Genomic DNA, 13,745 nt, shown 5'->3' with positions numbered 1-13,745 from the left:
TTCATTATCTGTCAATTACCACGAGCGCTTCCTTGCAAATTTGATAACTATTTGGAAACAAGGCAATCACTTTATTTTGGTATTTTGACTACCTGAAATGAGTATACGTCTACTACGTTTGCAGTATAATATTGCACGGTTTATCACCGAAAACATTCATCCCATTCGAACTGTACCTTCACGGGATTGATTTGACACGCACCGTGACGCCCCCGTTCTTATATCTAAAAACGTTAACAGGTAAGAAAGTCTTTTGATCGGTGGGGTTAAACAAGGGCTGCAGCGGATTACCTAAGGAGCGCGTACTCTGAAAAAGCAAGTTACCCACGTACTGGATATAAAAAACGGGCACCCCGAAAACCCGAGATGCCCGTTTATTAAAAATTAACTTCAGATCAGGCCAGATCAAACCGGCCCAGATTCATCACCTTGGCCCAGGCTGCTACGAAGTCTTTGATAAATTTATCCTGTGCATCGGCACTCCCGTATACCTCGGCGATGGCCCTCAGTTCTGAGTTGGAGCCGAATACCAGATCCGCACGGGAGGCTGTCCATTTGGGCTGGCCGGATGCACGATCACTTCCCAGATAGGTTTCCTTGTCTTCGGACATGGCTTTCCACGCCGTACGCATATCCAGCAGATTTACAAAAAAATCGTTGGTAAGCTGTCCCGGACGGGAGGTAAACACACCATTTTTTGAACCATCAAAATTAGCATCCAACACCCGCAGTCCACCCACCAGCACCGTTAGTTCCGGACCTGTGAGTGTGAGCAACTGCGCCTTATCGATCAGCATCTCCTCAGTAGATACTGCATATCCGGGTTTGCGGTAATTGCGGAAACCATCCGCAATAGGTTCCAGATAACCCACTGACTCAATATCCGTTTGCGCCTGTGAAGCATCCATACGGCCAGGTGTGAAAGGCACAGTGATGGTATGCCCTGCCGCCTTCTCAATACCTGCGCCTCCGGCAAGTACGATCAAATCGGCCAGTGATACTTTTTTACCAGCCTGCGCTTGAAATTCGGTCTGAATGCCTTCCAGCACGCTCAACACTTTTTTCAGTTGCACCGGGTTATTTACTTGCCAGTCCTTTTGTGGCGCCAGACGAACCCTTGCTCCGTTGGCACCACCTCGCTTATCGGAACCACGGAAGGTACTCGCAGAAGCCCAGGCGGTAGAAACCAATTCGGAAACACTCAATCCTGATGCAAGTATTTTAGATTTTAATGTTGCAGCATCCGATTCATCGATCAATTCATGGTCCACTGCCGGAATCGGATCCTGCCAGATCAACTCTTCCGCGGGTACATCCGGACCCAGATAACGCTCCCGGGGACCCATGTCGCGGTGCGTCAGCTTAAACCATGCGCGGGCGAAAGCATCGGCAAAAGCGTCGGGGTTTTCCAGAAAATGTCTTGATATTTTCTCGTAAGCAGGATCAAATCGCAGGGATAAGTCGGTTGTAAGCATCGTAGGTGCATGCTTTTTGTTGGCGTCAAAAGCATCCGGAATGATATCACCCGCATCTTTGGCTACCCATTGGTGTGCTCCACCGGGGCTTTTCGTCAGCTCCCATTCGAAGGCAAACAGATTTTCGAAGAAATTATTGCTCCATTGGGTTGGTGTGGTGGTCCATATAACCTCTAATCCACTGGTGATGGCATGGGCGCCACTGCCGGAGCCAAAGCTATTGCTCCATCCCAGGCCCTGAAGTTCCAGGTCGGCAGCCTCAGGTTCTTTGCCTACATGCTCAGAAGTGGAGGCGCCATGGGTTTTACCAAAGCTGTGACCGCCCGCAATCAGCGCTACCGTTTCTTCATCGTTCATGGCCATACGTGCAAAAGTTTCACGGATATCGATCGCAGCTGCCACAGGGTCGGGGTTGCCGTTTGGCCCCTCAGGATTCACATAAATGAGGCCCATATGTGCGGCACCGAGCGGCTTCTCCAAATCGTGCGAATGCATCCGGCCATCAGCATCGTCATCGCCCGATAGTACACCGTGCTCCGCAACCCCCTTCGCACCTTTTGCGTAGCGCTGATCATTTCCCAGCCAGGTTGTTTCCGATCCCCAATACACGTCTTCATCCGGCTCCCACACATCGGCCCGGCCACCGGCAAAACCAAAAGTTCTGAAACCCATCGACTCCAGGGCAACATTGCCTGTCAGGATCATCAAATCGGCCCAGGATATTTTATTGCCATATTTCTGCTTGATAGGCCACAGCAGTCTGCGCGCCTTATCGAGGCTCACATTATCCGGCCAGCTATTGAGCGGAGCAAAACGCTGCTGTCCCGAGCCCGCACCGCCCCGGCCATCTCCCACACGGTAAGTACCTGCGCTGTGCCAGGCCATGCGGATAAACAAAGGTCCGTAATGTCCAAAATCAGCTGGCCACCAGTCCTGCGAGTCGGTCATCAGCGCGTGCAGGTCTTGTTTCACCGCCTCAAGGTCCAGGCTTTTAAATGCCTCCGCATAATTGAACTCCTCCCCCATAGGATTAGAGAGGGATGAGTGCTGCCGCAGAATATTCAGTTTTAGCTGATTGGGCCACCAGTCACGATTTCTTGTTCCATCACCACCCGCGCTATGCTTGGCATGGCCATTTTGGTTCAGAGTTCCATTGTGAAAAGGGCATTGACTGATGTCTTTTGATTCGTTTTCCATTTTTATAGGTTCATGATTAAACAAAACGCTTGCTGCAGAACTAATCCTTGCAGAACGATAAAGTTATACTATCGAAATCGATAATCACAATCGATTAATTCTATATTTCAATAGGCAAAATCTATTTACATGAATTTTTAAAGCCAATCTCCTTCTCATTGAACCAGGCAGGTGTACGGTCCCGAATGCCCTATATTTATTATTTCAAAGGTGAGCTACCCGTTTCATCCAAGCGACAGAAACGATGATATGACTTACAGGAATAAAAGCCATTTACCTGTTTACCCTACTTTCTATTATCCGGACATTCAGGGAGGTTAAAGCATCGCTCAGTCATACGTCATGTGAACGGCCTTCACTTCACCCCTCCCCGACTGCGTGCCGGAAACATTTACCCCCACCCTGGGAGCCCTGTCCCAGCGCGGCAACCAGGGTGCCTGGATCTGAAAGGAACTTGTCAGTGAATCCAGTTTCTGGCCTTTTACCTCCCAGCTGAATTCATAAAGACGGCCATACCGGGTGCTCAGTTTCAATTCGATATGCTTATATTTTTCGGGTATTTCCTGTGACTTTACCACTTCGTAAACACCATCCCTAACCTGCCAAAGTTTAATGTTATTTTTCATCACGCCATACCCGACTGCATTTTTAGCATCGCCATAAACAACAATATTCTGCATGAGACTGTCCTTCGCAACCATTTCTACGGCAAAAGTGTAATTCCCTTTTTTTAAGACTATTCCCAGGAAATTGCCAGTGGGTGACTGGTTGCTATTTTCAATCCTGAGAAAGCCGTTTTGAAGAGCAAATGCGGGCTTTGGAAAGGCTACATCATACACCCAGGGCACTTTCAATGTGTCTTTATCGTAATTCACCAAAAAATCGGGTGTAACGGGTATCCTTGCACCGAGGGGGGCTTCTGCCTGTGCCGCTGGTGTTCTCCCATACTTAAACGCGGGCCACTTGGATGCCTCGTCCCATACCAGTTCACTAAGCATACCCTGCCGGCCCACAAAAGTAAAATCGACGGCATTGTAAGCATGATGTAAATAGAAATAGCGGTTCTCCGGCGTCACCACGACCGTTCCATGCCCCGGACATTTCCAGGTCTCATCGCCAAACAGGACTGGGTTTCCTGAAAATTTCACCCATGGACCCTGTAGTTTTTCAGCCCTCGCAAACCCTACCTGATAGTCGCATTGCTCCCCGCAGCATGCATTACCCGAGTACAGCATATACCAGTAATTCCCTCTTTTAAAAATGGCCTGTCCTTCCGCTCCACCTGCCTCCCATCCGGTCGAATCCGCTGTAATCAAACGGAATTCTTCCCCTGTCACACGCAAACCATCCGGTGCAAGCTCGGCGCCCAGAATTTCAATCTGCCGCTCTTTATCCAGCCCATACGCTTTCCAGGTGATAAACAGCTTCCCCTTATCTTCAACCACAAAGGCATCAATGGCTTCCTTTGTCCATTCGATGATCAATCCATGGTCTGTGAATCCCTTTTTGATATCCTGCGTACTGGCAACACCGATAAAGGATTGCTGATCGGATTTGCGACGGGCGGTGTAGTAGACATAAAAAGTGCCATTCCGAAAGAATAATTCCGGTGCCCAGTAACTGCCCATGGTCCAGGCCGGCAAAGTGTTAAACACCGGCCCTACATATTCCCAGTCGATCAGATTTTTTGAGGTGTAAATGGGATAAGCAGGCCCCCATTCCGAGGACGTGCCGGCAGCGAAGTAGGTATCACCCACGCGGATCACGGACGGATCGGCAAAATCGCCGGGAATTACGGGGTTTCGATACGTAACCACTGTCCGGTCTTTACGCCTTTGCGAAAAGGCATTTTCATGACAAACCAGTAGCAGCAAGCAAAGGATGGTAAAGTACTTCATTCTTTTTATTGGGATCGGTTAATAGGGAAGGGTTGAGGTCACTATTAACAAATCCTATCGTGAAACGTTAATATGACGCATTCTTCCTATATTATATTTTGATGGTAATTTGTTATTATAATTGATACATAAATAATATGCCATTCATGACCGTGCACCCGGTTTTTTAGCACAATATCGCGCGATGGTCTGCCAGGGGAAGCCTCAGACTACCATTACCCTTTCCTTGCTAAACTTCGCTTTATAATCCAGTGGAGATACGCCACAAATTCTTTTAAAAACTTCCCTGAAAGCCTTCTCATCCGTGTAACCTACTTCGAGCATCACTTCGAAAATACTTTTCCCTCCCTTTTCCAGCGTACTTTTTGCCACCTCTACTTTTACACGTTGTAAATATTCCACGGGTGTGTTACCGGTTGCTTTACTAAAACGCCTGTCAAAATTTCTTCTGCTGATGGCAAGGTGCGAGGCCAGGTTTTCAAAAGAGAACTTCTCGCTCAGGTTTTCTTCAATATAAAGTTGCGCTTTTCTGATGACTTCATCTCCATGATTCTTCTGCGCCTGAAAAATGAAAAAGGGTGACTGAGCGCTTCGATCAAAATCAATCTGAAAAATTTTCGAACACAAAATAGCTGTTTGTCTGTCAAAATACTTTTCAATCAGGAAAAGGATCATGTTTAAAAATGAATAGGCACCTCCATTTGTATACAATCCAGGCTCGACACACATCAGTTTATCGATCTCAAGATTAACGTTAGGGAATAGTCGCCTGAAGTCGTTGGCAGCATTCCAGTGCGTAGAACAGGATTTACCTTCCAGAAGACCCGTAGCGGCCAGTAGAAACGCACCGGTGCAGATGCTGGCGATTTCGGCACCACCTTTGTACTGATCGCGAATCCAGCGCCCAGCGCGTCGTTGTGTTGCAGGACCTGGTCAAAATCGTAAGATAGAGAGGGTATGATCACAAGATCCGCCCGGCCCGTGTCACGGATGTCGGACGGAGATATGGAAAAAAAACCTGTACCCGGTTTGAGTTCCGGAACAAAGCCTGCGATCTGCACCTTCATGCACGGCCTGTTCCCGATTTTTTGCCAATAATCATTGGCACGGGTCAGTATTTCAAACGACCCTGTGATGCTGCTCAAATTAATGTGTCCATCCGGGACGACAATGATCACGTTTTTCATGCCGATCTTTTTCAACAAAGATATCGATATGACCTGTCCAAATCAACCCGTACAGTTGTCCATTTTACACTGTTGAATTTGATACCAGATCCGTAATTTTACCTCATCATCCAAACAATCATGATATGACTACACCTGATTTCACTACCACCATTGTGGTAGACCAAACCCCAGAGGAAGCGTTCCGGGCAATCACTGATGTCCGTGGCTGGTGGTCAGAGGAAATTGAAGGAAATACCGAAAAGACCCATGATGAATTCTGGTATCATTACGAAGATGTACATCGGTCGCACATGAAATTAACAGAGGTAATTCCCGACAAGAAGGTCGTATGGCAGGTTGTGGAAAATTATTTTAAGTTCACGGAGGACAAAGCTGAATGGACCGGCACGCAGATCATTTTTGACATCTCAGAAAAAGGGAGTAAAACGGAGGTCCGCTTTACGCATAAGGGGCTGGTGCCCGCCTACGAATGCTACGAAGTCTGCCGGGGCGCCTGGACCCATTATATTGAAAACAGCTTGTATGCGCTGATCACCACCGGACAAGGCAAACCAAATGCCAAAGGCAAGCCACAGACAGAAAATGAGAAAAGACTGGGAGAAGCAGAGGCGAACGAAGGTATTCCATCCTGAATTCACCTTCTCCTGCTAAACAGCAATCTCGGTTCCCCGCGGCAAATCACTGGTACTAATAAAGAATATTTCAGTATGACTTCTTAATAAGCCGGAAAGGTGTTGACATGTCCTCATGGGAAATTTGTTCAAATGTGTCGCATTATATCGCAGCACATTTTTTGTTGAGTTACCTTTGTGATATTCTGCCACGGCACGCCTGAAACTGCCCAAACAAGATTTTCTACCTCGTTGCAATGACCCGATTGACCCTGTTTTGTATTCTGTTCTATCTGTTTATTTCCTGTAATTCAAAAAAACAGAATGACCAGGCAGCGCTTAACAACATTCCTTCCACCGGGCTTTCCGGCAGGGAGCTGGCAATAACACACTGCAGCCGTTGTCATAATTATGTAAATCCCGAACTGTTATCCAAAACCAGCTGGGAAAAATATGTGCTGCCCTCTATGGGTAACCGGATGGGTATATACAACGGTGGAGCCAGGCCCGACAGTTTGTTTGAACCAGGTGAAAACGGCACCATTGTCCGAAACGCCAATGTGTTTCCTGAAAGGCCCGTTCTGGGCATGGATGACTGGCAAAAAATACAGAAGTTTTATATAGACAATGCCCCCGACACCATCCTGCCTCCTCTTCGTACAAGTAAAATCAGGATGGGCTTGAAACACTTCAAATACAAAGAGGCCTCTTTTGCGCATCGCCCCCCATTGACATCCATGGTCAAAATCCTACCCGACAACCGGGGTGTCGTATTCAGTGATGGCAAAGGCCGACGCAGTATCCTGACCTTCCTGACACCCGGCCTGAAAGAGAATTACAGCATTTCACTGGAATCAACTCCAATTCATCTTTATGAAAAGGCCAATGATCTGTACCTAACCAGTGTGGGAAAAGGGATCTTCCCGAATGATGCACGGGATGGCTCTTTGCAACGGTGGGTAAAGAACGGGTCGCAGCCAGGTTACAAAATGGGAAATATCGCCATAACCGGTCTCCGAAGGCCCGTTTTTATGGCATACGGGGATCTGAACAAAGATGGATTTGAGGATGTGGTGGCCTGTGAATTCGGAGGACAAACCGGGCAATTGGCCTGGTATGAAAACAACGGAAAAGGCGGTTATAATAAAAAAGTATTACGGGAAAAACCGGGTGCGAGCACGGCCATCATCAAGGACGCCAATAACGATGGACTGCCCGACATTTACGTACTCATGGCGCAGGGTGACGAAGGGGTGTTTCTTTATGAAAATCAGGGTTCAGGTAAATTTGTGGAAAGGCGGTTGCTTTCGTTTCTGCCCCTGAATGGTTCGCAGCATATTGAACTGGCCGATTTCAACAAAGATGGTTTTGATGACATCGTGTACGTGTGTGGAGACAATGCGGACAAAACCCCGATTTTGAAAAATTACCACGGTGTCTATATATTTCTTAACGATGGGAAGGCCAACTTTAAGCAATCGTATTTTTACCAGCTCAACGGCGCCTACAAGGCCATGGTACGGGATTACGACCTGGATGGTGACCTGGACATTGCCGCTATTTCGTTTTTCCCGGACTATCTCCGCTATCCCGAAGAAAGCTTTATCTATTTGAAAAATACAGGAAAGATGAAGTTTGAAGACTATTCCTTTCCCGAATCTTCAAAGGGACGGTGGGTGGTTATGGATGCCGGCGATATGGACGCGGACGGCGACATTGATCTGGTGCTGGGGTCATTCGTCTATTTTCTGCCCATGGGTGATACCACGGGCCTGGGCAAAAAATGGCTGACAACAAGTCCTTCCGTGGTGGTTCTGGAAAACACGATTCGCTAGGCTGACCGGGCTTGACGCTTACCACATCCACCTCAGGTTCGCAGATCCGGAAACATTTATTCAGTTGGTTGCATTCACATGCCTTTCACAAATTCGCTGGGGGTCTTTTGGTAAAAATCCCTGAACACTTTTGCGAAATAAGAAGGGGATTCAAACCCGGTCATATAGGCTGTTTCGGAAGCGTTGTGTCCGGCCCTGAGGAACTCGATTGCCTTTCGGAGACGGTATTGCGTAATGAGGTCACTTGGTGACAACTGAATGACACTCTGCACCTTTCGGTAAAGGGATTTCCGGCTCATACCCATTTCATCCGCCAGCCACTCAACGGAAAGCGCGGAATCGTCCAGGCGCTGCCCAACAAGGCGATAGAGTTTGCCTAAAAACTGACTTTGAACAGTTTCCGCAGAGCCTACGGCATCAGGTCTGGCCAGTTGTTCCCTCAAATGCCTTCGCAAGTTCTGCTGACTGGTCAGCTGATTCCTTATCCGCAGGTGCAATTCGCCCAAATGGAACGGTTTGGTCAGATAATCCACAGCCCCCGATGCCAAACCTCTCAAACGACTTGCGTGACCAATGTTGCCAGTCAGCAAAATCACAGGAATATGGTCTGTTTCGGGGTCCGATTTCAATTTCTCTATCAATTCAAATCCATCCATTCTGGGCATGGTGAGATCCGAAATGATCACATCGGGCAGTTCCTCCTTCGCCGCTATCCATCCTTCATGGCCATTCGCTGCGGAGCGTATGCGATAAGTACTGGCAAGTTCTGCAACGATAAATTCACGAAGCTCGGCATTGTCCTCCACTACTAGCACCAATGGACTGCTGTCGTTTAACACAACCGCCTGCGAATCAGAAATAGCTAACGGAACAGGATCAACTTTTAACCTTGGTTCTGCTACTGTTAGCCCCGCAATCTGATTATTTATTTTTTGCACGGGAATATCCAACAAAAATCGGGTTCCGCCCATAGTGGAAGATGCAGGGCTTTCGCATCGAGCCTCACCGCCCATTCGGCGAACGAGCTCCTGCACCAGCGCCAGACCAATTCCCGTTCCTTCGTACCCATTTTTCCTGAAATTACCGGCCTGATAAAACCGATCGAAAATATGGGGTAATTCATCTGCCGCTATCCCTATACCCGTATCGCTGACAATCAGCCTTGCTCCTTCTGCCGTCTGCATCAGGTTGACCGAGACCGATCCCGATTCGGTAAATTTGATTGCATTGGAAAGCAGGTTGTACATGATTTTTTCCCATTTACCTGCATCAAAAAGATAGTTGCCGGGCTCTAAATCCGTCTGATAGTCAAGCGCAAGCTGCTTGATGTCTGCCGAGGGCCTGAATATATCTACAAGCTGTGCTACAAATCCAGGCAGGTCTCCTACCTCGTTGACCAGATCCATCTGCCTGGCTTCCAGCTTGTTGATATCTAAAAGCTGATTGATCAGACGCAACAGTTGCCAGGCGTTTCGTCTTACCACAGACAACTGGTTGAGTAAAAAGCCCGGTAAAGTCAGGTTTTCCAGCAACTTGTCCACCGGCGACACGATGAGCGAAAGTGGTGCCCGCATCTCATGGGTGATATTGGCAAAAAAACGCGTTTTCATTTCGTCGACCGCTTTGAGTACGGCCGTTTCACGCAGCTGGGACACAAAGGTGATCGTCTTGTCAATGGTTACTTCAAGATCTGTAAAATTGATAGGCTTCGTTACGAAATCGAACGCCCCCCGGTTCATGGCCGTCCGGATATTATTCATATCCCCATAGGCCGTGATCATGATCGTGCGGATGACCGGATTGATTTCCGGCAATCTTTCCAGTAGCGAAAGGCCATCCATCCCCGGCATGTTGATGTCGCTTAACACCAGATCGATGTCCGGCTGCTGTTCGAGCATTGCGAGGGCCGACAAGCCATCAGGGACAAATACAAACTCGTAATGTCCGCTCTGGATCTTCTTCCGGAACCTCATTTTGAACAGACCCTCCATGTCCACTTCATCATCAACCAGCAGAATCTTCGTTTTCATTCGTTCAAGGAATTGGGAAATTGCAGGTGTCCGTGGGACTTGCCTTTTGACTTATAAATCTTTCACAAGATCATCATTAAATAACCATTTTCTGAACAATAATTTCTTTCAAAAACTGGTTTTTCACTAAATATCAGAAATAGGTCGAGTCGTTTGTAACTTTACAGGAGCAACAAGTTCCGCCAGTTTGGTAAAAAATACACATGATGCATGCTACCCCTCCCGACGTGGCCCGTTTACAGCCAGCACCGGATGCGCTCCATGTCATTTTGAAGAATACCCATTTCAAAGACGATATACTGGCAACGGATTCGAAAATACATTTCAGGATGGATCACTCCGCGCCCTTACCCGTATTGGTATTCAGGTTTGGCGAGCCTTACTATGATTTTTTTCAAATATTGACGCCTGGAATACTGGCTCAGGCAAATCAGGAATGGCTGACCAAAAATCCGGTCGTTGTCAAGCTGATCCTGTCCGACACTGTGGTTACGGATCGGTTATCTACCAGGTCTTTCGCTCTTGATCCGGTTGAAAGCGAACGGTTAAGAGCAAATTTAAGAGTTTTACAAACACTGCCATCCTCTTTGATCCGCGAATCGGAAGCGTATATTTATGCCCATGCCGGTAAGTTTTTGAGATAGTATGAATAAAAAGACCATCGTCATCAACGGCGAAAATTTTTCGGATCTGGCTGGTTGCTATCAGGAAATGAACAGCCTTTTCATGCACGATACCGGCTGGAAAATGAGCCATAGCCTGGACGCACTCAACGACATTCTTTATGGCGGATTTGGGGTTTTTGAACCAGGGGAGCCTGTGGTCGTGATCTGGCAGAATTTCTCAAAAAGCAAAGACGCTCTGGGTTACCGAAACCAGAAGATACTACGAGATGAAAATAAACCAAGGATACCCGTACAACATTCAACTTTTCAAAAACAAGTTGAATGAACTTGACCAGGGCATCGGACAAACGCTTTGTGACATACTCATCGAGATTTTCGCGGATCACAAAAATATTGAATTGAGGCTGGAGGGTTAGTCCAAAAAATGTTTGTGAGGACACAAACGTTGGAGGTAAAACACAACAGACACATTCTTGAGTCGAGCTCCATGGAAAAAATATTATCTATTAATAGTTGGCATTTTGCCAACTATTTTATTTCTTTGTGTAGTAAAATAACCTTTTAACTAAACATCCTTTAATATGAACGTAACTGGCACAACACCTAAACTAAATCATTCACGAAATGATCATTATTCAATTACGCAAACTGGAAAGGTTTGCAATTAAGCATGCAGATGCTGGCAAAAGTTTAACCGTCTGGAGAAAGGTTGTAAAAGAGGCAAAATGGGAAAAAGGACTTGACGTATTAGAAGACTTTCCAAACGCCTCTATAATTCCAGGAAGCCGAGCCAGATTCAAGATAGTAGGAAATAAATACCGTCTTATCGTTGAAATTAACTACGAAGACCAAATTGTTGAAATAAGATTTATAGGAACACATACTGAATATGATGCGGTTGACGCTTCGACAGTTTGAGTTCGAGAATGGTCATATTATATATGAAAAAAACAAAATCAAACTGGTTCCTGATAGAGACTGAGCAAGAGTACAAGGATGCACTTGCCCGTTACGAGGATATTAAGTATGCGGAGAAAGGTACATCTGAGCATAAGGAAAAGCTTTTACTAGCCCATCTCATTTCAGACTTTGACGAAAAAACTGTCCAATTACCGGATGTGGATCCTATCGAGCTGATTAAGATTCGAATGGAAGACTTCGGCTTCAAACCTGTGGATCTAGCTAATGAATATGGTGACAAAGGCACGGTAAGTAAGGTACTGAATTATAAACAGGCCCTATCACTAACCATGATCCGAAAATTCAGTAAACTACTTCACATCCCAGGTGATGCTTTGATTGCAGAATATGAATTAAGATAGTTTGACTAATTTTAACACATTGGGTAGTAAGTGTATGAACCTGGTTCCCGATGACCTAAAAGGGCGGACGATCCGCAATCATTACGATGTTACCGAGCACGGCATTGAGCAGTTGTTTGTGCTGCATGGAGCAAAAATGTTTGAGGGACACAAACATTGGTGGATTCGCCATACAAACGTTGGAGGATCTCTTTCAAGGTATTCCTGCCCCATTTGACTAGATTCGAAAATCATCGGTTACTTGTCCAATGGGAATAATCCGTCAGGTGGAAGTTATAAACAAAATTTCAGGAGTCTGCCCACCAGTTATTCACCTAAAAAATTCAGAGAATCATGTTTAAAATACTGAGAACTAAATTGATATATCTTATTCTATCCGTCTTTTTTCTTGGTTGCTCATCCTCCCACCATGATTTTGAAGAAAAAAACAGCGAGAAAGAAATTATCCAGGAACTCGAGAAGGTCATTTCAGAAAACTTGCCCAAGGATAGAAGTATATCGGGCGCTATTGTAAAAAAAGATAAAGTCATATGGTCAAAGGCATATGGCGTTTCCGATCTGTCAACGCATTCTATGTCAGATACAGCGACGATTTATCGGATTGGGTCAATCTCTAAACCATTCACAGCCTTTTTAATGATGCTACTGATACAGGATAGCATTATTCATTTGAATGATCCTGTTGAATTATATCTTCCTGAGATAAAAAAACTCAAAGGGTATTCTGGTGCTACAAAAATTACTTTCCAACAACTGGCTACACACACTGCCGGATTGATGAGAGAACCGGAATTAGCAGACGCAGCTTCGGGTTCCATTGACAATTGGGAAAGTAAAATTTTGCAGGCCATTCCGACTACCTCATTGGAATCCAGCCCTGGAGAGAAATTCAGCTATTCCAATATTGGATACGGAATTTTAGGATTGGCTCTTTCAAAGGCAGCAAAAAAGCCCTTCATTGAGTTAATTCAGAAAAGGATTTTTGAGCCCATGCATATGAATTCAAGTTATTTTATAGTTCCTAAGGAAAGAAAATCCGATTTGTCAGCGGGCATGCAGGCGCTTTCTGGCGGGGAAACAGACACCAAAACGCCGCTGTTAGAGCACGCTGGCAGGGGATACAAAGTTCCTAATGGCGGCATCTATTCCACTCCCAACGATTTAGCAAAATTCATGCGGTGCATCCGGGGTGCTTCACCCAATCTTGTAACGTCCAAAAATTTGGCCCTGATGCAAAATAAAATGATCGGTATCGGAGAGCAAAATTCTTACGGCGTAGGATTTTTTATTAATCAGGTAGAGGAACCGACCATTGTTAATCATGGAGGAGCGGTTGCGGGTTATACTGCCAACTTTGCGTTTGCCAAAGAGAATAACTATGGAATCATATTTATGAGGAATTATTCAGAAGGAGAACCCGATATTTATGAACTCCCTTTTGAACTTTTAACAGCACTGAATAAAATCAAAGAGTAATGGACATGATACCGCCAAACGCGTCTTTACAAACAACAAGGAACGTTTGTGAGGAGACGAACAAGGGCAAGGGACTAAAAAATAA

General features: G+C 46.1%; 11 protein-coding genes. 7 read left to right on the top strand and 4 right to left on the bottom strand.

Annotated elements, in window-relative coordinates; all coding sequences use genetic code 11:
* Positions 1 to 395: 395 nt before the first annotated feature.
* The 3 genes from katG to DYADSP32_RS21775 all read right to left on the bottom strand — a co-directional run bounded on the left by katG (position 396) and on the right by DYADSP32_RS21775 (position 5,245).
* A complete protein-coding gene (katG, locus tag DYADSP32_RS21785; protein ID WP_149240781.1) occupies positions 396 to 2,672 on the bottom strand; it encodes a catalase/peroxidase HPI in 2,277 nt (758 codons plus the stop codon).
* Between the two features lie 329 nt (positions 2,673 to 3,001).
* A complete protein-coding gene (locus DYADSP32_RS21780; protein ID WP_149240782.1) occupies positions 3,002 to 4,570 on the bottom strand; it encodes a glycoside hydrolase family 43 protein in 1,569 nt (522 codons plus the stop codon).
* 204 nt (positions 4,571 to 4,774) lie between these two features.
* The gene (locus DYADSP32_RS21775) at positions 4,775 to 5,245 is read right to left on the bottom strand and encodes a GlxA family transcriptional regulator (RefSeq protein ID WP_414617963.1); all 471 of its coding nucleotides are present in this window, start codon (positions 5,243 to 5,245) and stop codon (positions 4,775 to 4,777) included.
* 637 nt (positions 5,246 to 5,882) lie between these two features.
* On the opposite strand from DYADSP32_RS21775, the gene DYADSP32_RS21770 reads away from it, so the two are divergent.
* Both DYADSP32_RS21770 and DYADSP32_RS21765 read left to right on the top strand, forming a co-directional pair.
* Entirely contained in the window at positions 5,883 to 6,392 is a 510-nt protein-coding gene (locus DYADSP32_RS21770) for an SRPBCC family protein (protein WP_149240783.1), read from the top strand.
* A 236-nt stretch (positions 6,393 to 6,628) separates the two neighbouring features.
* Positions 6,629 to 8,206 (top strand): FG-GAP repeat domain-containing protein, encoded by a 1,578-nt coding sequence (locus DYADSP32_RS21765; RefSeq protein WP_149240784.1) that lies wholly within the window; start codon positions 6,629 to 6,631, stop codon positions 8,204 to 8,206.
* A 74-nt stretch (positions 8,207 to 8,280) separates the two neighbouring features.
* Here DYADSP32_RS21765 and DYADSP32_RS21760 read toward each other — a convergent pair whose 3' ends face one another.
* Positions 8,281 to 10,236: a response regulator gene (locus DYADSP32_RS21760; protein ID WP_149240785.1), complete on the bottom strand. Its 1,956-nt coding sequence runs from the start codon at positions 10,234 to 10,236 to the stop codon at positions 8,281 to 8,283.
* Positions 10,237 to 10,439: 203 nt separating this feature from the next.
* Here DYADSP32_RS21760 and DYADSP32_RS21755 point away from each other — a divergent pair, with 203 nt between their 5' ends.
* From DYADSP32_RS21755 to DYADSP32_RS21735, 5 genes are all read left to right on the top strand, one after another.
* Positions 10,440 to 10,880 (top strand): hypothetical protein, encoded by a 441-nt coding sequence (locus tag DYADSP32_RS21755; protein WP_149240786.1) that lies wholly within the window; start codon positions 10,440 to 10,442, stop codon positions 10,878 to 10,880.
* A gap of 1 nt (position 10,881) precedes the next feature.
* Positions 10,882 to 11,187, top strand: a complete 306-nt coding sequence (locus DYADSP32_RS21750) for a Barstar (barnase inhibitor) (RefSeq protein WP_149240787.1) — start codon at positions 10,882 to 10,884, stop codon at positions 11,185 to 11,187.
* A gap of 299 nt (positions 11,188 to 11,486) precedes the next feature.
* A complete protein-coding gene (locus DYADSP32_RS21745; protein ID WP_149240788.1) occupies positions 11,487 to 11,780 on the top strand; it encodes a type II toxin-antitoxin system HigB family toxin in 294 nt (97 codons plus the stop codon).
* A gap of 23 nt (positions 11,781 to 11,803) precedes the next feature.
* Positions 11,804 to 12,184: an XRE family transcriptional regulator gene (locus tag DYADSP32_RS21740; protein WP_149240789.1), complete on the top strand. Its 381-nt coding sequence runs from the start codon at positions 11,804 to 11,806 to the stop codon at positions 12,182 to 12,184.
* A 333-nt stretch (positions 12,185 to 12,517) separates the two neighbouring features.
* Positions 12,518 to 13,660, top strand: a complete 1,143-nt coding sequence (locus tag DYADSP32_RS21735; RefSeq protein ID WP_149240791.1) for a serine hydrolase domain-containing protein — start codon at positions 12,518 to 12,520, stop codon at positions 13,658 to 13,660.
* Positions 13,661 to 13,745: the final 85 nt, after the last annotated feature.

Origin of the sequence: Dyadobacter sp. 32 (assembly GCF_902506755.1) — a bacterium.
GTDB lineage: Bacteria > Bacteroidota > Bacteroidia > Cytophagales > Spirosomataceae > Dyadobacter.
This window is presented reverse-complemented; position numbering and strand designations above follow the sequence as displayed.